14 protein-coding genes and 1 tRNA gene are annotated in these 18040 nt (G+C 53.5%); 6 read left to right on the top strand and 9 right to left on the bottom strand.

Annotation, left to right across the window (positions count from 1 at the left end; translation table 11 throughout):
- The first annotated feature begins 131 nt into the window (after positions 1 to 131).
- Both HPY86_07910 and HPY86_07905 read left to right on the top strand, forming a co-directional pair.
- Positions 132 to 956 carry a hypothetical protein gene (locus HPY86_07910; GenBank protein NPV14836.1) on the top strand — a complete coding sequence of 275 codons (825 nt, stop codon included), beginning with the start codon at positions 132 to 134 and terminating at the stop codon, positions 954 to 956.
- 67 nt (positions 957 to 1023) lie between these two features.
- Positions 1024 to 1920 carry a cation transporter gene (locus HPY86_07905; GenBank protein ID NPV14835.1) on the top strand — a complete coding sequence of 299 codons (897 nt, stop codon included), beginning with the start codon at positions 1024 to 1026 and terminating at the stop codon, positions 1918 to 1920.
- Here HPY86_07905 and HPY86_07900 read toward each other — a convergent pair.
- From HPY86_07900 to HPY86_07880, 5 genes are all read right to left on the bottom strand, one after another.
- Positions 1917 to 2138, bottom strand: coding sequence for a hypothetical protein (locus HPY86_07900; protein NPV14834.1), 222 nt, complete (start codon positions 2136 to 2138; stop codon positions 1917 to 1919). The two genes, HPY86_07905 and HPY86_07900, sit on opposite strands and share 4 nt — an antisense overlap.
- 14 nt (positions 2139 to 2152) lie before the next feature.
- A complete protein-coding gene (locus HPY86_07895) occupies positions 2153 to 3373 on the bottom strand; it encodes a hypothetical protein (GenBank protein ID NPV14833.1) in 1221 nt (406 codons plus the stop codon).
- Between the two features lie 58 nt (positions 3374 to 3431).
- The gene (locus HPY86_07890; protein ID NPV14832.1) at positions 3432 to 5810 is read right to left on the bottom strand and encodes a heavy metal translocating P-type ATPase; all 2379 of its coding nucleotides are present in this window, start codon (positions 5808 to 5810) and stop codon (positions 3432 to 3434) included.
- A gap of 101 nt (positions 5811 to 5911) precedes the next feature.
- A complete protein-coding gene (locus HPY86_07885; GenBank protein ID NPV14831.1) occupies positions 5912 to 7417 on the bottom strand; it encodes a hypothetical protein in 1506 nt (501 codons plus the stop codon).
- A gap of 70 nt (positions 7418 to 7487) precedes the next feature.
- Positions 7488 to 7577: transfer RNA gene (locus HPY86_07880), tRNA-Ser, on the bottom strand.
- 39 nt (positions 7578 to 7616) lie between these two features.
- Here HPY86_07880 and HPY86_07875 point away from each other — a divergent pair.
- Entirely contained in the window at positions 7617 to 8738 is a 1122-nt protein-coding gene (locus tag HPY86_07875; GenBank protein NPV14830.1) for a hypothetical protein, read from the top strand.
- A 39-nt stretch (positions 8739 to 8777) separates the two neighbouring features.
- Complete coding sequence (locus HPY86_07870) at positions 8778 to 9257, top strand: hypothetical protein (GenBank protein ID NPV14829.1); 480 nt, start codon at positions 8778 to 8780, stop codon at positions 9255 to 9257.
- A gap of 5 nt (positions 9258 to 9262) precedes the next feature.
- Here HPY86_07870 and HPY86_07865 read toward each other — a convergent pair whose 3' ends face one another.
- A complete protein-coding gene (locus HPY86_07865) occupies positions 9263 to 11269 on the bottom strand; it encodes a hypothetical protein (GenBank protein ID NPV14828.1) in 2007 nt (668 codons plus the stop codon).
- A 19-nt stretch (positions 11270 to 11288) separates the two neighbouring features.
- Positions 11289 to 12707 (bottom strand): hypothetical protein, encoded by a 1419-nt coding sequence (locus HPY86_07860; GenBank protein ID NPV14827.1) that lies wholly within the window; start codon positions 12705 to 12707, stop codon positions 11289 to 11291.
- 189 nt (positions 12708 to 12896) lie between these two features.
- On the opposite strand from HPY86_07860, the gene HPY86_07855 reads away from it, so the two are divergent.
- Positions 12897 to 14681 carry a T9SS type A sorting domain-containing protein gene (locus HPY86_07855; protein NPV14826.1) on the top strand — a complete coding sequence of 595 codons (1785 nt, stop codon included), beginning with the start codon at positions 12897 to 12899 and terminating at the stop codon, positions 14679 to 14681.
- A 42-nt stretch (positions 14682 to 14723) separates the two neighbouring features.
- Here the strand turns inward: HPY86_07855 and HPY86_07850 are convergent, their stop codons facing one another.
- On the bottom strand, positions 14724 to 15092 hold the full coding sequence (locus HPY86_07850; GenBank protein ID NPV14825.1) for a metallopeptidase family protein: 369 nt from the start codon (positions 15090 to 15092) through the stop codon (positions 14724 to 14726).
- Between the two features lies 1 nt (position 15093).
- Positions 15094 to 15780 carry a YggS family pyridoxal phosphate-dependent enzyme gene (locus HPY86_07845; protein ID NPV14824.1) on the bottom strand — a complete coding sequence of 229 codons (687 nt, stop codon included), beginning with the start codon at positions 15778 to 15780 and terminating at the stop codon, positions 15094 to 15096.
- Between the two features lie 281 nt (positions 15781 to 16061).
- On the opposite strand from HPY86_07845, the gene HPY86_07840 reads away from it, so the two are divergent.
- On the top strand, positions 16062 to 17990 hold the full coding sequence (locus HPY86_07840; protein ID NPV14823.1) for a tetratricopeptide repeat protein: 1929 nt from the start codon (positions 16062 to 16064) through the stop codon (positions 17988 to 17990).
- Positions 17991 to 18040 lie beyond the last annotated feature (50 nt).

Below are 18040 nucleotides of genomic sequence, written 5' to 3'. Positions count from 1 at the left end.
CGGTTAAAGCCCGTCCAGGCGCAGAGCAGTGTAGGGGCTGTGCTCAATGGTTAGTTGGGCGCAGTTCTGGGGAATAATCCCCGACTCTGTTGCCGGATGGTAGGTTAGATTAACTTTTAAGGAGGCTTGAGATGGCAATAAAGACCGTTGACAGTGGAGCGTTGACCCGGCGTTTAAGCGGGCGCGCCGCCACTTTTAACTGGGAGCCAGCCAAGGTAGGGCCAAGGTTCGAATGGCTGGATTACGAGACTATCCGAATCCTTGAAGGCGGTCTTGCCGGCAAAATCCTCGGTGTCAAAACCGAGATTTTACGGCACTCGGCGACGGTTTCTCTTTACGACGACAAGAACCAGATTGGCATTGTGTCAATTGAACGAGACCCACCTGGAAAAGGTATAATCCTCTGGGATGCGGGTATTAAAGAGCGGTACCGGCAGAACGGACTTGCCGCAATAATGACCTGGATTATCTTCCGGGAACTTTTAGCGATTCAGGATGTCGCGACATTTCGTATTCGGATGGTACGGTCGCTAAAGACCGGAGAAAAGGGCACCGAGATACAGAATGTCGGGATGGGGATAATTGCGGTGCGGTTTGGTTTTACACCGGAACTTAACCTCCGGCAGATTCTTACTGGAGAGAACATAACCGGGCTTGAGATTCTTCCACCAATGAATGGCAATCCACCGGCACTAATGTTCAGTTTGAAACGGGACCCTTTTGTTCTGGTTGCGTTTGTGCTCAATCCGGACACGATGAAACCGACCAACGACTTTCGCACCTATCTCGAGTTAAAACGGGACGATTTGGTAATTCACGAATGGGCAGAGCGCGGGGCGCTGGTTGTCAATGGCAATTACCTGCTGCGTGAGCCTCAGGTAAACCATTTTATTAACCGGATTGCGGTGAGCGAAACCGAGGCGCTGACCTTTCGGGAAAAGATTCGCGGGCTATAGAGTAAAAAGGATTTTAAACTTGGTCGCTGTCCTTTGCAGGGCGGCGATTTTTTCTTATTATTAACCGATGGCTGGACACAATCACGGTTCAAACCGGCAGGGGCGGAGTTTGCTCATTTCGCTGGTTTTGAACTTGATGTTTGCCCTGGTTGAGGCGCTCGTCGGATTTCTTGCCAATTCGCTGGTACTGCTGGCGAGCGCCCTGCACGATGCCGGTGATGCGGTGGCGCTGGCGATTTCTTATCTGGGCTGGCGGCTGGCGCTTTTACCACCTAACCAGCGCCGGACCTTTGGTTACCGCAAGGTACGGATTTTAGTGGCGTTTGCCAATGCGCTTGGACTCGGGGTGTTCACCTTTTTTGTCATCCGCGAGGCGGTTTTGCGGCTGTTGCATCCCGAACCGGTGAGAAGTTCGTTACTTGTGGCAATGGCGGTTTTAGGCATCGTCGTCAACGGTAGCGCGGTTTTGGTTCTTTCCCGGCATCGCGGTTCGTTAAACATCCGGGCGGCGATGTGGCATCTCCTTGACGACCTTTTTGGATTTGTTGCGGTGCTCGTGGGCGGGATAGTGATTCATTTTACCGGCTGGTCTTCTGTTGACCCGTTACTTTCCATCGGGGTCAGCGTACTGGTACTTTTTGGCATCTGGCGCGTGTTCCGGCAGTCGGTTAGTATCCTGATTGACTCAACCCCGCGGGACCTGAAGTTTCAGGAGGTGCGGGATTTTATTTTGAACTATTCGCCGGTGGTCACGGGAATTCACGACCTCCACATCTGGACCTTGGGCGAAGAGGAACGGGCACTGATGGCGCATCTGGTGGTGAATGATGGACGGGTAAGCGAATTTCATTCGTTGCTCGCGGGCTTGGACTGCGCCCTGCGGGAAAAGTTCGGAATTACCCATACGACCTTTGAACTGGAGTGTGGCGCCTGCAAGTCCGAAGAGAATGTGTGCCTTAGTTAATCGTTTTCTCCGGTGTAAATTACGCTCCGCGGTCGTTGGTTTTTGCCTCTGATGAGGTAAACACCCGGTGCGACCCGATTGCCGTTGTTGTCTCTACCATCCCAGATAGCGGTGTTACCGGTAGTAACAAGCCGGCGCACAACCCGTCCTGAGATGTCGGTTACGGTCATCGTCTCATCAGATTTTAACCCGACAATTCGAAACGGTCCCGGTCCCACCGTCGGAACAACTCTCAGATGCGAAGCGGCGTAAGCTGGTTTTTCCTCGATGCCCTGGCAGTAGGTGGTCCAGTAAACTCCGTTGCCATTTTCTGCGACATATACCACGCCGGGTGAACGCTCTGGCGCCAGAGGAAGGTAACAGATTCGCGGCCTAACATTTTTGCCCGGCTGAGCGTTGTGGGCGTTGACTTTTTGCGGTTCGGTCCAGACATTGGGTTGAGAGGCGGTACCAAGGCGCAGGTAAACGGAGTTATCACCGGCTTGACTGGCGATATAGGCGATGGCAACCTCATCCGGTTGAAGTGGCGGTTGGGTTTTAAGTCAAAGTACCGTTCTTCAAAATTGGGGCTTCCGGCAAGTGCGACAGGTTCGCTCCAGTTGATACCGCCATCCGTAGAGTAAACACACTCAATGTCCCAGTTGCCCGAGTTGTTGCGGTTACGCGCATACGCACACCAGACGGTTGCCAGCGAGTCAACCGGGTTAAAAGATGCCGCAAGAAGCGGGGCTTCAATCCGGTCGCCGTCCGTACTCATCGTGTAGCGCACCCATTGCGCCGGGTCCAGTCGGTCTAAGTTGGTCCAGATGATTAGTGTGTCGTTACTATTACCCGTGACCCCGGCAAAGTAAATCCGATGTCCGGCACCCGCGGCAAGGTGAGGGTCACGGACCAGTATCGGGTAACTGTCAACAAGCGGGAACCAATCATTGCCGTAATCGGTGCTTCGGAGAAACATCAGGGCTATTGCTGGGGTTGGTGGGTTAGTGTCAACAACACAGATGTAAATCCAGTGCCCGGACCGGAAATGGTCGGTACAGCCCGATGCGTAATGGGCATTGACTTCATCAGGCTGGATATAACCGAAAAAGCCAATACTGCTTATACGATTTATCATTTCCAACCAGAGGTTGTGAGGTAGTTCATCAGAACAGTCGAAAAGGGCGTAGAAAAATGAGGAGTCGCCATCACTGGCAAAAGAGAACACATAGGTAAGCAGGGTGTCGCTACTTTCACCCGCGCCAAACCATTCCCAGGTTTCACCATTGTCGGTTGAAAGGAATAGTGTGTCTATTCGGGGCGGGTTGGTAAATGTCTGCACAATAAGCATGCCATCGGCAAAATCTTCGGCAATCAGAAAGTCCGGACTGCTGGGCTGAATCCGAATGTCAGCCTGTGCTCCGGCGGCAATAAGACAGAAAATCATTAGTATTGCTTGCCGGTAGGGTCTCATTTAAACCTCCTGTTTACAGGATAAATTATCTGTGTAATTTCTATTTTGTCAAGAGTAATCAGAGTGGTGTGCGGCGCAGACGCAGGGAGTTGGTGACAACATTGATGGAGGAGAGCGCCATCGCCGCTTCGGCAATTAACGGGTGGAGTAAACCGAGAATCGCCAGCGGGATTGCCAGCAGGTTGTAGAATAGCGCCCAGAACAGATTTTGCTTAATCTTTTTGAATGTGGCGCGGGACAGTTTTACCGCCTTGATCACACCGCTGAGTTCGCCGCGAATCAGGGTGACATCCGAGGCGGCGATTGCGACATCGGTACCGGTGCCGATGGCGATGCCGACATCAGCCGCTTTGAGCGCGGGCGCGTCGTTGATGCCGTCGCCGACCATTGCCACCGTGTTGAATTCAGCACGCAGTTTTTCGATGGTACTTTTCTTTTCGGCGGGAAGAACTCCCGCGATGAAGCGGTCAATCCCAACCTGCCGGGCGATGAGTGCCGCGGTTTGCGGGTTGTCACCGGTGAGCATTATCGGCGTGATGCCGAGGGTTTTGAGTTCAGCAATCGCCGGCGCTGAATCCGGTTTTGGGGTGTCGGCGACAACGATAATGCCCAAGGGATGGTGTTTGGTTGCCACATAGAGCAGGGTGCCGTTTGTTTCAAGGGTGCGGGCAAGCGATTCTAATGGCGCCGGGTCGATACCGAGTTGTTTTAATAGTTCTAATTTGCCCACCGCGACCAGTTCGTCTGCTACCATACCGGTAACACCAAGCCCGGGTTGAGCGGTGATTTCGGTTGCCGGCAGGGGCGTGACATTTGCCGCTTTTGCTGCCTGAACAACCGCCCGCGCCAGGAGATGTTCAGAACCCTGCTCGACCGCGCCCGCAAGGGCAAGAAGGTGCTCCTCTGTTACACCGGACACTGGTACGATTTGCACAACCTGCGGTTTGCCCGCGGTTATGGTGCCGGTTTTGTCAAATACAATCGCCTTGACCCGGCGCAGGGTTTGCAGCGCCTCACCGGAGCGAAATATGATTCCCTTTGCTGCGGCAACGCCACTCGCCACCATCAATGCGGTTGGTGTTGCCAAGCCCAGGGCGCAGGGGCAGGCAATCACGAGAACCGCAATGCCGGCAAACAGGGCAAGGGAAACTCGCGACAGTTCAGGACTGACCCAGGGCAGAAAGGTGTTTGCCCAGATGAGGACCGGTTTAAGGGCTGGGGCAAAGAAGAACCACAATAGCGCGGTCAAAAGGGCAAGGCTGATGATGACCGGTACAAACCAGGCGGTGATGCGGTCAGCAAGCGCCTGAATCGGGATTTTTTTGCTCTGTGCCTCCTCAACCAGACGAATCACCTGAGAAAGGAAGGTGTCTTTGCCCACCCGGGTAACCGCGACTTTGATAAAGCCGGTCTGATTGATGGTGGCGCCAATTACCTCGTCTCCGGGTTTACGCTCCACGGGCAGTGATTCGCCGGTTGCCATTGACTCATCAATCGTAGTTTGACCCTCAACAATTTTACCATCGGTTGGGATTTTCTCACCAGGACGCACGACCATAATGTCACCCGGTTTCAATCGGTTGACCGGAACTTCAACTTCTTCTCCGTTAACATGGACCCGAGCGGTGCGGGCACCCAGCGCCATCAGTTTGCGAATTGCATCGGCGGCTTTGCCTTTTGCCCGGGCTTCAAGGAATCTGCCGGTGAGATAAACCGCTAAAAGCATGCCGGCAACCCTGCCGAGGTTTTCAACCCTTAAGCCCAGAAGCACCGCAATGCCCGATACGAGTGCGGCGATGGTACCAAGCGCGATTAAAACATCCATTGATGCGGCACCGACCTTTACCGAGTTAAAGGCGCTTTTCAATGTGTTTGCACCCGGACCGAGAAGAACCGCGATGCCAAACAGGAGTTCGATTGCGGTCATTATATGCATTGGCAGATGGAGAATCCCGGCAAGGTGCAGAATCATCAAAACCATCGGAGGAATAACAAGAATCCAGGACCAGACCATCCGGCGTTTTGCCCGGGTGAGTTCTTTGGTGATAGCGGTGGGGTCATCCTTTAACTCGCGGAGTTCGTAACCGGCAGCGGCGAGCGCCTTCTTGAACTGGTGCACCGGCGTGGTCTTCGGGTCAAACTCGACAATCGCTTCTTCCGCGGCGAAGTTGACCTGGGCGAGCACAACACCGGGCAGTCTGGTTAACGTCTTTTCAACGGTTCGGGCACAGCCGGCACAGTGCATACCACCGACGCTCAAGATGGCGGTCTCGGTCTTTTTTCCTTTTACTGGCGCCGCCATCGTCTTTGTTGTGTTGGGATTCAAGTACTGTTCCGGGTCGGACTGGAAAAGTTTCAGGCAGTTCAGGCTACAGAAATAGTATGTTTTCCCCTTGTACTCCCATTTACCTGCTTCGGCGCCCTCTTTTACGGTCATACCGCAGACCGGGTCAATATGGGTTATCTGTTCCATAACTATTAGACTGATGGGAACCAATAAAGGGTGCCGGAGAAGTATCCTCCCTGTTTAAGAAACGGTTAACGCCCCGGATACACAAGGCGCACCGTTTTGGTTTTGGCATCGGTCCGCATCAGGAGGTAGTAAACACCGGGTTCAATGTTATTGCCGGGTTGCCAGCGGACAACACCGGAAGAAATGGTCAAGCCGTCTTGATGCGAACGGGCGCGGATTCTGCCTACCGGGTCAACAATCGCCACCTGCGACACATTGTCCGAAAAGGTAATGGTAATATCAAAGCGGAACGGATTGGAAGATAAACGGACTGCGCCCAACATCTGGTTCGGATTTTCCGCGATGCCAATCGGTCCCCAGCGGGCAACAACAGTATAAGGCACACCGTTCAGAACATCAACCCGACCGGAATAGACCGGAAAACTGTCACCGGACACATCAACCGTGGTGGCGCACTCCACGCCGACAAACCAGCGACCCGAGATAGGATAGTTTACCCGCAGAAGTTTGGTATTGCCCGGGCTTGTGTCCGCATATTCCGCAACAGAGCGGAAGGCGAACTCGCCCGGATGCAGATACAGATTAAAGTCGGTCGATTCGGCACCGGTTAAATATACGGCAAGGGTTTCGCAGCCGGGTGGGATGTCACAGGCAAAGTGGTGGTACTGTTTGTCACCAATCATAATGAATGCCGGGTCACTACCAGTGGGCTGATTCATCACCCGGGGCACACCGTTTGTGAGCAGTCCTTTGAGCCGCGGCACACCCTGACCATCAAGGGCATAACGCACCATACCCATCATAAACTGCAGCCGTTCCCCGTAACTGTAGCCTTCAGGATGGGAACCGGTAAGGACAATTCTGCCGCTGGTGTCCGCACCTTTCCACGCCCAGCAACTTGCCTTACGATGCGCCCGGTGTCCGGTTGTGTCGTAACGGAGCAGGATCTCTGATTCCGGAGGAAAGTCAAGGGACTCATTGGCAAAGCAGCCACCGTTGTGCGGGACATTGGCGATGTAATGGTCGCCCCCAAAGTTGTAGTAGGACAACAAGGGCGAGGAGTCAGGGATAAAGTGTCCGGTTGAAGATGAGGTGATACCGGTCGCCTTTACCCTGCCGGGCCAGAGATGATAGAAGTAAGGGAACACGCCCGTGTCCTGATGGCTTAAGGCGGCAAGATAGGCGCCGGCACAGGTGCCGATGTAAGTTCCACCCCGGGCACAGAAGTCACGAATGCGCTGTCGGCCCGTGTCGCCCAGCGCTCTGCCATGCCGGCCCGCGTCGCCGCCATTGGTGTAAAGGAGCCGAAAACGTGGCGCACCATCCGGATAAAGCAGGTAGCCGTTGGCATCATCGGGGTTATTAACCATAATGTAATGCATCAGAGCACTGTCATCGTGCGCCAGAAGTTCCATTGTTAAACCAAGACTCTCTGCCGCGTAGAGGCGCAGGCGATGGGTCAAGCCGGTGCCGCCATCCATAAAGATGTCTTTGTAAAAACCTTCGGTTGCCGGTGTGGGGGACAATAGCGCGAAACAGAGTAACGCACAGAACTGTAAGAACCGCCGCAACAGAAAAATTATAGACACTGCTTATCGGTTGTAAATGGTGGGATTTTACCGCAGGCGATATTTACATAACTGGCGGAGAGGGTGGGATTCGAACCCACGGTACCCGTAAGAGTACACATGCTCTCCAGGCATGCCCGTTCGTCCACTCCGGCACCTCTCCGTTGCCGGTTTTATAGGAGAATAGAAGAAACTGTGCCCGATGTCAAACCGATTCATTGAGTTGACATTTTTCTATGGAGCGGTATTTTGTCCTGTGGTGTGGTTGAGCTGTGTTGCTCTAATTTTGAGCCCGCTTGCGGTGCCGGACACAGTTTTTCTTCTTGGCCGATGTCCGGTTGAATCGGTGATAAGTTTAACCGCCGGACCCTTTTTTTCTGATTCGAGTGACCAGGTGGTAGTTGAACAGCGGATGGGCGAATTGAGCCTGTTTTCTCTTAATGATAAAGAACGGGCGAAGGTGGTTGTTTCCCGGCTGGTTTTGCTTAGATATGGTTCCCGGGGTTTTGAGCCGGTGTGGCGGTCAGGTTTGATGGCTGAGCCGAAGGTGCTGAGTGCAAAAATGAGTTCGGATGTGGCAACGGTTGGTGATTTTGACCTTGACCGGTTTTATGAGGTTATTCTGGTCGGTGGGGATTCGGTGCGGATTTTGGAGTTGAACGGTGAGGAGCGAACGGTAGAATTTTCAGCAGGAACGGTTGAGGGTGCGGTAATCGCCGATGTTGATGGTGACTCTTTTCCCGAACTGGTGACCCTTGAGACGGTTTTTGATTCACTGGGGAAGCGGCAGGTGGTGAAGGTTTTGGCTTGGCAGGATGGTGGGTTGGCATTGAAGGGTAAGCCGGTTGAGATTTCAACGGGTGAAGGTGATTTCCGGTTTTCACTGTTGGGTGCGGCACGGCTGGAAGATTATCCCGGGATGCCGGTGATATTGGGAAGCGAGGAGAAGAGGATAAAGCCAGGAGTTTACGGTGCGGTTTATGCGGTAAGCCCGGACTCTTTTGCGGTTACTTTTATGCCTTTTCCAACGCGGGACTGGTTTTCTAAGGAGGAGGTTTTGCCCGCAGGCCGGTTGCAGCTTTTTAATGTTGGAGATACCCTAATGGCTTATGGTTTTTTTGTTCCCGGGTCAAGGCCGGGTGGTCCGGCAAAGAGTTTTGCCGCATTGCAGGACGGCGAGTGGCGATTGTTACGATTGCGGGAAAACGCCCAGCGTCTGAGCGGTTTAGTCTGCCGGTTTCGGTATCGGGGTGAAATGGGCTGGCTTGAGTTGCGGGACGGTCTATTTTACTTTTATCCGGAAGCGCCATTTTACTGGCGATAGTCAGTTTGACTGGGGAGCGGCCGTGGCTAAAATTGTCAGGTGCGTAAGGTTTATGTCCTGGAGCGGGACCTGCTTTTTGCTCTGACGAATCAGATGAAGGAGACCGCCCATTATCTGGATTTGGAGACCGGTGATGTGATTCCGGTTTTCAGTTTTAACCGGGATGAGATTCTTGCTCGGGTCCGGGCGAATCCGGAGAAGTATGTTCGACTGGTTCCTCAGACAAGAAGCCAGGGGATTGAGATGATACACCGGTTTATTGAAACGGTAAGCCGGGCGGATTTGAAGGCAAAACTGAAGGCGGCGGTTAAAGAGGGCAGGGTGTTCAGTCAATTTCGCTGGGTACTGGAAAATGAGCCCGATGAGTTGCGGCGCTGGAGGCAGTTCCGGGTGATGGTGCTCACCGAACCCCTGAAACAGAAGTTACAGAAACGGAATATAGAACTGGTTTTGGTTCCGGATGATGCTGCCGGAACAACACCCGCTGCAGTGCCCGAAGACGAACCGGACGAGGGTTAAAGCCGCTAATTCATCAGTACAAACTTTTTTGTCAGCCGTTGGGCGCCGGCAGTAAGTTGGATTAAATAGGTACCGGCAGGAACACGGTTGCCGTAATCATCAACACGGTGCCATTCGAGCCGATAGTGACCTCCGGGCTGTGTGCCCGTAACCAGTGTTTTCACCTTCCTGCCGGTTGGGGTAAAGATTTCGAGCCGGACATTTTCGGTTCGCGGTAGTGCATAGGTAATGGTGAGCCATCGGTTCGGAGTTGAGCGGAGGCTGAGTTCGTGCCGGCTGAACCGGGGTTTTTGGTTCGGTTCGGTTTGAAGCCCAGCCATAACATTGTGCTGGTCAAGAATCCATTCGTTCGGGTCAAACTCTAAGGCACTGGGCTGTGCCGGAACGGTGAAAACATTGCGCTGTGGGTTTTCGGTGACCGGGTAACGGATGATAGTGTCACCACCGGCAAAGGTGATTTTTACTTCAACCGGGATGTGGAATGTTGTTGGGGCGCCGTTCATATTGTCCTGGGCAAGGTCAATTATCACCTGCCAGCCATCTTGCGTTTCCTGCGCATACCAGCCAATCTGGTAGTTGGGATAACCGAGGTTGTAAACCCATTCGTCAAAGAACCAGCGCAAATCCAGGCCGCTCATTCGCTCAAGGATTCGGCGGTAGTCTTCGGTGTTGGCGTTACTGAAGCGGAAACTGTCGCCGTAGGCACGCAGGGCACGGAAGAATATGCCTGGTGCGTTCCAGACGGTGTCGCCAAGCACATAGCGGAGCATATGCTGGACCCAGGCTGCTTTGCAGTAGGAGTGGCCCCAGTCAAATTCGTGGCCCGCAGGCGGGTTGTATATCGGGTGCGGGTCCTGCGCCTCTTCGTCAAAGTAGTCCTGGGCGCGGTCGCGAATGAGGTTATGGAACGCGGCAAGTCCCTGCTGATGCCAGGTGTAGAGTTCGTCCGAGTAGGTGGCAAACCCTTCATTGAGCCAGATGTTCCGCCAGTCAAGACAGGTAACCATATCACCCCACCAGTGATGGGAAAGTTCGTGGGCGATGCCGTTGTCATTGCCAACCTGAACCCAGTAGCGGTGGACCATCGTCAAAGTCTGGTTTTCCATCCCGCCCCACTGGAACGGATAGGCGCAAACATGGCCATACTTTTCGTCGGCAAAGGGGTAGGGTCCATAACGCGCGGTATCGGAGAAGAACCGCATCATATCCGGGACATTGCGGAAGGCGTTGACCGCAAGGCTGGAGTCTTCAGGCCAGATGAAGTTCTGGATATAGAGCGATTCACCAGGCGCCGGATAAAACCACTGTTTGAAAGTTGCCCATTTTGAGGCGGCAAAGGTCACGAGATAGGTGCTGATTGGATAACGATGGGTCCACCAGCAGGTCTTTTTGCCACCGGCAACGGAGATGCTGTCAAGAACACCATTGGCACAACCTGAGAATGAGTCCGGTGTGGTGATGTTGACCCGACAACCCCGTTCGGCTTTGTCCCAGGGTTCATCAAAGCAGGGGAACCAGTAGCGGGCATCAGAGGGTTCGGTAGTAGAGTAGCAGATGGCGTGCGGGATACCCTGTGTTCCCCGGCTGTAGTAAAAGAAGCCGCGATTCTGAATCGTGGAATTGCGGTGATAGTAAATGTCAACAGCAAGCGATTCGCCATTGGCAAACTCCCGGTCAAGGTCGATAAGGAGGCGGCCGCTGCCCTGAGTAAAGATGCAGGTGTTACCTTCCCGGTATACGGAGTCGCAGATGAGGTTGACCATGTGAAGGCTGAAGGTGTCAAAGTTGTTATGCCGGGCGATAAGTTCGACTCGGGTGTGGCCGCTCATTGCCCTTGAGTTCATCGGCAGGTCAAGGTCAATTGTGTAGTGCCGGACATCAAAGTGGTGGGTCGATTCAGCAAAGGTGTAAATGGGTGGTTCGAAGGGCAGAAATTTGCCTTCAGTTAACGGCTGGGCAGAGCCGGCACCAGCCAGTAGTATCACAATCAAAACCAAGGCAGATTTTTTCATTTTTATCTCCTTTTTCTTTTCAATGTTTGTGGCGTGCCGGGAATATCAGCCCCATTAGCACAAATACGATGAGGCTGACTAGAATTCCCGGTATAAATCCGTGGATACGACCCGGGTTTTTCAATGCCATCCAGATTAAGGCGGTGCTGCTACCGGCAAGCATTGAGGTAAATGCGGCAACCCGACCGGGTCGATGCCAGTAGAGCCCAAAAAGGTAGGGCCAGAGGGTTGTTGCGGCAATTACCGCCCAGGAAAAACCGGTGATGACGAGAATCATCGCCGGTGGTTTGATGGCGATGAGGAAGGCAATTGTACCGATGCCAGCAGCGACAAGCCGGGAGATGGTGACCTCTTTTTCCGGGGTAAAATGGGCACCGAAGCTGTCGCGCAGCAGGTCCTTGACAATCGCGCTGGCAGCGGTGATGAGGACGGCAGCAAATGTTGACATTCCGGCAGCAACAACGCCGGTGAGGAAGACGGCAGCAGCGGCAGGGGGTAAGGCGGTTTTCACAAGGTGGGGGATTGCCTGGTCCGGATTGGCAAGGCTGGGAAAGAAAAGGCGCGCTGCAGCGCCGTTGAAATAGGGCAGAAGCGCCATTGCGGCACCGGCGGTTGCCAGAACCGTTCCCAGTTTCAAAACCCGAACCGTCTTGATGGAGTAGAACCGGCTGACCAGTTGCGGCATTCCCCAGACCCCAAAACTGACAATCGCCGAATAGGAAAGTAGTCCAGTCCAGCCCCAACTACCCGGGGTCTGGACAAATTTACCGCCCTCGATTGCGCTCAGCCGGGTAAACAACTGGTTAAGACCGCCGGCACGAAGGACCGAGGCTCCGGTTAGTAGAATGAGGGCGATAATCATCACCCAGGCTTGAAAGAATCCGGTCCAGACAACAGCAAGGTAACCGCCCAGGGCGACATAGACGATGATGACAACACCGGAAATCAATAACCCATAAATGTAGGGCAAATCCATCAGAACCGAGAAGGAGTGTCCCATTCCCTGAAGTACTGAGACGCTGTAGACGGTAAGGAAAAGCCCGATGATGAAGGCGGCAAACAGTTTTGCTTCTGGTGAATGGTACCTTTTACCGATGAGGTCAGGCAGGGTAAGGGCGTGGAGTTTGGCGGTCAGGGTGCGGGTTCGTTTACCCAGGACAATCCAGGCGAGGAGAGTGCCGACGAGGACATTGGTGGCACCAATCCAGAGTGTTGCCAGTCCGTATTTGTAACCGAAACCACCACCGCCGATAATGACAACCGAAGAAAAGTAGGCGGCGACAAAGGAGAAGGCGGTGACCCAGGGTCCAAGTGAGCGAGAGCCGAGATAAAACCCTTCAGCCGAGCGTTTCATCCGGGCGCTGGTGAGGACGCCAATCACAAAAAGGGTTGCGAGATAAAGGAATAAAATCAGGGCGTAGATGAGCGTGGGGCTCATTTAATCGTCCTCAAGATGGGTGAAAACCGCCCAGACGATTGCGGCAACGATGCTGCCGAGCGCCACAAAGACCGCCCCGAATGTGAGCCAGGGGCAGTTAAATGGTCCGTTCACAGGTTCTTATATTAGCCGGTACATCAGCGGTGTCAATAAATCGATAAATGCTTGACTTTCAATCACTGGGGTGTTATGATTGTAAGCCGGTGTATTACCGGCATTCAAAAAATGGCGTTTAAATTAACGAAAGGAGTGGCGATGCGTAAAGTAGCGTTAGTATGTCTGGCACTGGGTATTGGACTGGCGTTCGCCAGTGGCGAGCGCTGGCTGAGCCCAACACCAACCCATCATTACACGATTCCTGAGCCTGAGCATGGAATCTTTCCGCCGGCACCTGAGGTTTTCCTCTCGGTTACCGACACATTCAAGTACGACGACAATATGCCGGCGAGCGCCTGGGCTTGGAATCAGGGCGGTAATGGCTGGGGCGTGAAGTTTATCAGTCCGGCGAGCAGTTTCACTCTGAGTGGCGCGCTGATTCACTTCTATTCGGGCTGGCCGGTTCCGGGTGGCACACGGGCGATGGTTAAGGTTTATGCTGATGATGGTCCAGGTGGTTCACCTGGAACCGAAATCTGGCATTCAGAAACCCTGAACATCACCCGGGGTCAGTGGAACTACATCCCGATTGGTGAACCGATTGTGGGCACGAACTACTACATCTTCTATGTTCAGGTCGACTCCTATCCAATCTGTCCGGGACTTTCGATTGATGCGGCGAACAACGCACCTTCGCACCGGATGTGGAGTTTGCTGGGCGGTGCTTTCAGCGAAGACGCCCGAAGGGGTGAGTGGTTGATTCGTTCGGTAGTTGAGTGGGACCCGCCAACGACCGATGCCGCAACGCTCTGGTTTGCCACCAATATGCCAATGGATACGCTACCGAATGTCAACTTGACAATCCGGGCGACAATTAAGAATTTAGGAACCGACCCGCTACAATTAGGCACGCCGGTGCGGCTAAAAATCACCGGTCCGCAGAGTTACACCTATGAGGACACAATGACGACCAGCGCTGCTTTGCAGCGGGGTCAGACCGCGCAGATGAACTTCTCTCCGGCATGGCGTATTCCCAGTGTGACCGGTAACTATCAGATTAAGGTGTGGACCGAAGCAGCCGGCGAGCAGTATCCGGCAGACGATACGATAATTTACGACCTGAGCGTTGCCCGCTGGATTGAGTATGCGAACTTTAACAACCCGCGTTGGCTCACCTGGGCAGGTCCGGAGCGGGCAACAAAGTTCAATCCGGCGGACTTCGGTGTCCAGTATCCGGTAGGACTGGGCAGGGTTCGAAGCCAGTTCTATCTCCATCCCAGTTACCCCTGGCCCGATTCCACCTTCAGGTTCAAAATCTACTCGGGTGATGGTTCGACCCTGCTTTATGAATCAGGTGACCTTGAGGCGCCTGCGGGTGCGCCCGGCAGCGTAATTGCCTATGATTTGGACTCGCTGTTAATCTTCACCTCGGGTGAGTTCTATGTGGCAGTGGCGCCGGTGCACTCATCGGGTCATCCCTCAAGCCTCGCTGACGACACCAGCAACAACCGCAGTTATTACGGTGCGGCGGGTAGCTGGATGCCCTGGACCAATGGCGAACTTTTCATCTCGGCTTCGGTGCAGGGTGGGGTTGGTGTTGAAGAAGGGTTCAACCCGAATCTGCGTAACGCCCAGCTTGTGTTCACCAATCCAGCAACCGACCAGGTGGAAATCCGCTGGCAGGTGCCGAAGCCCGCACGGGTCCAGCTTGCGCTGTACGATGCCACGGGCCGACTGGTGCGCAATCTGTATCAGGCGGACGAAGCCCGGTCCGGCAGAGTTGCGGTTGACCTGAAGTCGCTGGCAGCAGGGATTTATCTGGTGCGGCTGGAAAGCCCAGCTGGTTCCACAACGCACAAGCTGACCGTCAACCGATAAGAGGTAAAGTCGCTTTTAAAGGGGGTCAATATTGACCCCCTTTTATTTTTCCTGTTCCAGGCGGTACAGTTGTTCGTCGGATAAGCCGAAGTAGTGGCCAATTTCGTGAATTGTGACCCGGCGCACCAGGTCGCGGATTTCCTGTTCCGTCTGGCATCGGGCTTCGATTGGCTCCTGAAAGATGACGATGGTGTCGGGCAGGACATTGCCGTAGAACGGTCCCCGGCGGTTAAATGGCACCCCCTGATACACACCGAGAATTGTCCAGGGGTCTTTGCCGAGATTTTCTGCCAGTTCAACCGGTGCCCGGGGCATCACCATCACATTCAAGTTGTGGATACGGTTGCGGAAGAATTCCGGGAGGTTGCGCACAACATCTTCTACTAAAAGGAAAAACTGCTCCTGGTCCAAATCAGCTCCGGGGTCCGAACAGGGCGGTGCCGATGCGGATGAGCGTGGCACCGGTTTCAATCCCAATCTCAAAGTCGGAACTCATTCCCATTGAAAGATGAGGCAGGGCGATGCCGAACTTTTGTTGCGCCTCCTGGCGCAAAAGGGCAAGGAGTTCAAAACAAGGTCTTGATGCCTCCGGGTCGTTAACAGCCCAGCCCGGACCAATCGTCATCAGCCCTTCAAGTTTAAGTTGGGGTAGTTTTAAGACAGCGGCGAGCAGGTCAAACAGGTTAGCAGGCGGCACGCCATGTTTGGTTGGTTCCTGGGAGGTGTTGACTTCAATCAGGACCGGGACGGTTTTGTTTAACTGTTCAGCCCGGCGTGCGAGTTCCTGCGCCAGATGCAGGGAGTCAACGCTTTCAATAATGTGGAACAGTTCCAGCGCCTTTTTCACTTTGTTAGTTTGCAGGGTACCGACAAGATGCCAGGTCACCGGTGCCTTGATTGAGGGGATTTTGGCGGCCGCTTCCTGAACCCGGTTTTCACCGAAATGGGTGATGCCGGCTGCAATCGCCTCGACAATCTGTTCAACCGGTTTTGTTTTGGTTACCGCAACGATGGTTATCTCTCTGGGGTCACGGCCGGAGCGGGCACAGGCGGCTTCAATGCGCTGGGTGAGGTGTTTCAGGTTTTCAGCGATGCTCATCAGGGGATTATAAAACACCACAAAGGGAAATCAAGGGGGGATACCGGTAACAGTTCCGAGGAGGGGTAGGGGTCTGTCCCAAAACCGAGAACTGGAAATTTTTTATTGTTGCCAACTGTTTGTAAAAAGATAGGTTAGGCGGGTGGCTATGATAAAAAGGTGAGTTCGGGCGTTAATTTAGTTCTCTTTCTGGGTCTAAAAGATGGGAAAGATGGCAGAAAAAGGGTGAAGTTACGGTTTTGTGCTTGACAACAGGCGGTTAGTGGTAATACTCAAAACCGGTGGCACGTAAGAAAAAGGTGATGCCTGAGCCTTCAGGTGTGCGACCGGTTGATAAGGGCGCACTACCCGGTTTTCTTCTAATATTCGGGGTGGCAATAACTTTGCGGGTTATTTACCTTTTTCAGGCGAAGGCAAACGACCCTCTGTTCTTCTCTCCCCAGATGGATGCGCTTTACCATCACCAGTGGGCGCAGGCGATTGTCGCCCGAACTGATTTTATCACTGACGCCTATTTTAGGGCGCCACTCTATCCATTTTTCCTTGCCCTGCTGTACAGGATTTTCGGGGTTGATTTTTTTGTTGTCCGGCTGGTGCAGGCGGTTTTGGGTGCGCTGAGTTGCGGTCTGTTGTTTCTTCTGGGAAAGCGGTTGTTTGACCGGCAGACAGGGTTGGCTGCGGGGTTGCTGATGGCGGTTTATCCTTTGTTTATCTATTTTGATGGTGAGTTGCTGATACCGGTTCTTTTAATTTTTCTCATCCTTGCCGGTTTTCTTGCCTTCTTTATCAGCAAAAAGTTGGACCGCCACTGGTATTTACCGGGGTTTATCTTCGGGCTGGCAGCGCTTGCCCGACCCAATGTACTGGCGTTTTTAGTTGCCCTTTTTTTCTGGTTTATATGGCGGTACCGCACGGGCTGGTGGCGTCGGGTTGTGCCGTTTTTCCTGGCGGTGCTCTTACCGATTGTGCCGGTTTCGGTCCGCAACTTTGTAAAGAGCGGCAAACTGGTTTTGATTGCCTGGCAGGCAGGGACAAACTTTTACATCGGGAACAACGAGCACTCGGATGGGACTACGGCAATTGTGCCGGGTACAAGGGGTTCCTGGTGGGGTGGTTACAACGATGTCAAAGTGGGTGCGGAACGGGCACTGGGTAGAACTCTGAAAGGGGCGGAGATTGACCGGTACTGGATGGCAAAGGGGCTGGAGTTCTGGAAGCGCAGTCCGGGCCGGGCGCTCATTTTGACCCTGAAAAAGATTTACCTGCTGTTTGCCGGTTATGAGGTTTCTAACAACCGGGACATCTACTTTTTCAAGCGCTACAGTTTTTTAAACTTTCTCGTTTTCTCCCTGCCCTTTTTCAAGTTTCCTTTCGGACTGGTCTTGCCTCTTGCCCTTGCCGGTTTTTATTTGAGCCGGGAAAAGTGGCGGACATTGCTGCCGGTTTATCTTTTTGTCACTGTTTACGGTTTCTCATTCGTGCCGTTTTTCATCACCGCGCGCTACCGGCTGCCACTAGTGCCGTTCTATCTTTTAGCCGCGGTTGTTGGATTAAGGCGCTGGCGCCTGGTGAAAGGAAGTGAAAGGGTACGCGCCGGCTTAATTTTTCTGATCGCTTTACTCGTATTTAACCTTAATATTGCTGGAGCAGGAAGAAGGGCGGACCGGGCGCAGAATCACTTTACCGCGGCGCTCGGTTACTACGAGAGCGGGAAACTAAAACAGGCAAAAATGGCAATCGAGCAGGCGCTCAAGATTGACTCAGCAACAAACATCATTGGTCTGGCAACAACGATTTATCTTGATGAGGGCAGGTTGGAACAGGCGCGGCAGTTGGCAAAAAGGGTGGTGCAACTTTATCCGGACGAACCGGATGCGTACGGCGTAGCGGGTAATGTGTTTGCCCGGACCGGTGAACTTGACACAGCAGAGATGATGTTTCGCCGAGTGGTGGAACTGGACCCTTATGGGCTGGAAGGGTGGAACAATCTTGGTAATATCGCACTGATGAAACACCGGTTTGGTGAAGCAAAGGGTCTGTACCAGCGGGCGCTGAGTTTGAACCCGGCATTCACCACCGCGCTGTTTTCTCTGGGTTTGGCTTATTACTATGAAGGCAAGGTTGACTCGGCGCACATTCTGTGGCAGAAGGTTCTGACGCTTGACCCGAAGCACGAGAAGGCGCGTCAGGCGCTGAACCAGTTGCGTTGAAGATGGGGTTTGACCGGACAATGGGAAGAGATATAATTGCCAAAACAGGA

Source organism: candidate division WOR-3 bacterium, assembly GCA_013177935.1.
In the GTDB taxonomy this organism is placed as follows: Bacteria; Hydrothermota; Tepidihabitantia; order Tepidihabitantales; family Tepidihabitantaceae; genus Tepidihabitans.
This window is presented reverse-complemented; position numbering and strand designations above follow the sequence as displayed.

Coding starts and splice junctions, on each gene's coding strand:
- HPY86_07910 (NPV14836.1), top strand. CDS start 132: ATGGCAATAAAGACCGTTGACAGTGGAGCGTTGACCCGGCGTTTAAGC.
- HPY86_07905 (NPV14835.1), top strand. CDS start 1,024: ATGGCTGGACACAATCACGGTTCAAACCGGCAGGGGCGGAGTTTGCTC.
- HPY86_07895 (NPV14833.1), bottom strand. CDS start 3,373: ATGAGACCCTACCGGCAAGCAATACTAATGATTTTCTGTCTTATTGCC.
- HPY86_07890 (NPV14832.1), bottom strand. CDS start 5,810: ATGACCGTAAAAGAGGGCGCCGAAGCAGGTAAATGGGAGTACAAGGGG.
- HPY86_07875 (NPV14830.1), top strand. CDS start 7,617: ATGTCAAACCGATTCATTGAGTTGACATTTTTCTATGGAGCGGTATTT.
- HPY86_07865 (NPV14828.1), bottom strand. CDS start 11,269: ATGAAAAAATCTGCCTTGGTTTTGATTGTGATACTACTGGCTGGTGCC.
- HPY86_07860 (NPV14827.1), bottom strand. CDS start 12,707: ATGAGCCCCACGCTCATCTACGCCCTGATTTTATTCCTTTATCTCGCA.
- HPY86_07855 (NPV14826.1), top strand. CDS start 12,897: ATGATTGTAAGCCGGTGTATTACCGGCATTCAAAAAATGGCGTTTAAA.
- HPY86_07845 (NPV14824.1), bottom strand. CDS start 15,780: ATGAGCATCGCTGAAAACCTGAAACACCTCACCCAGCGCATTGAAGCC.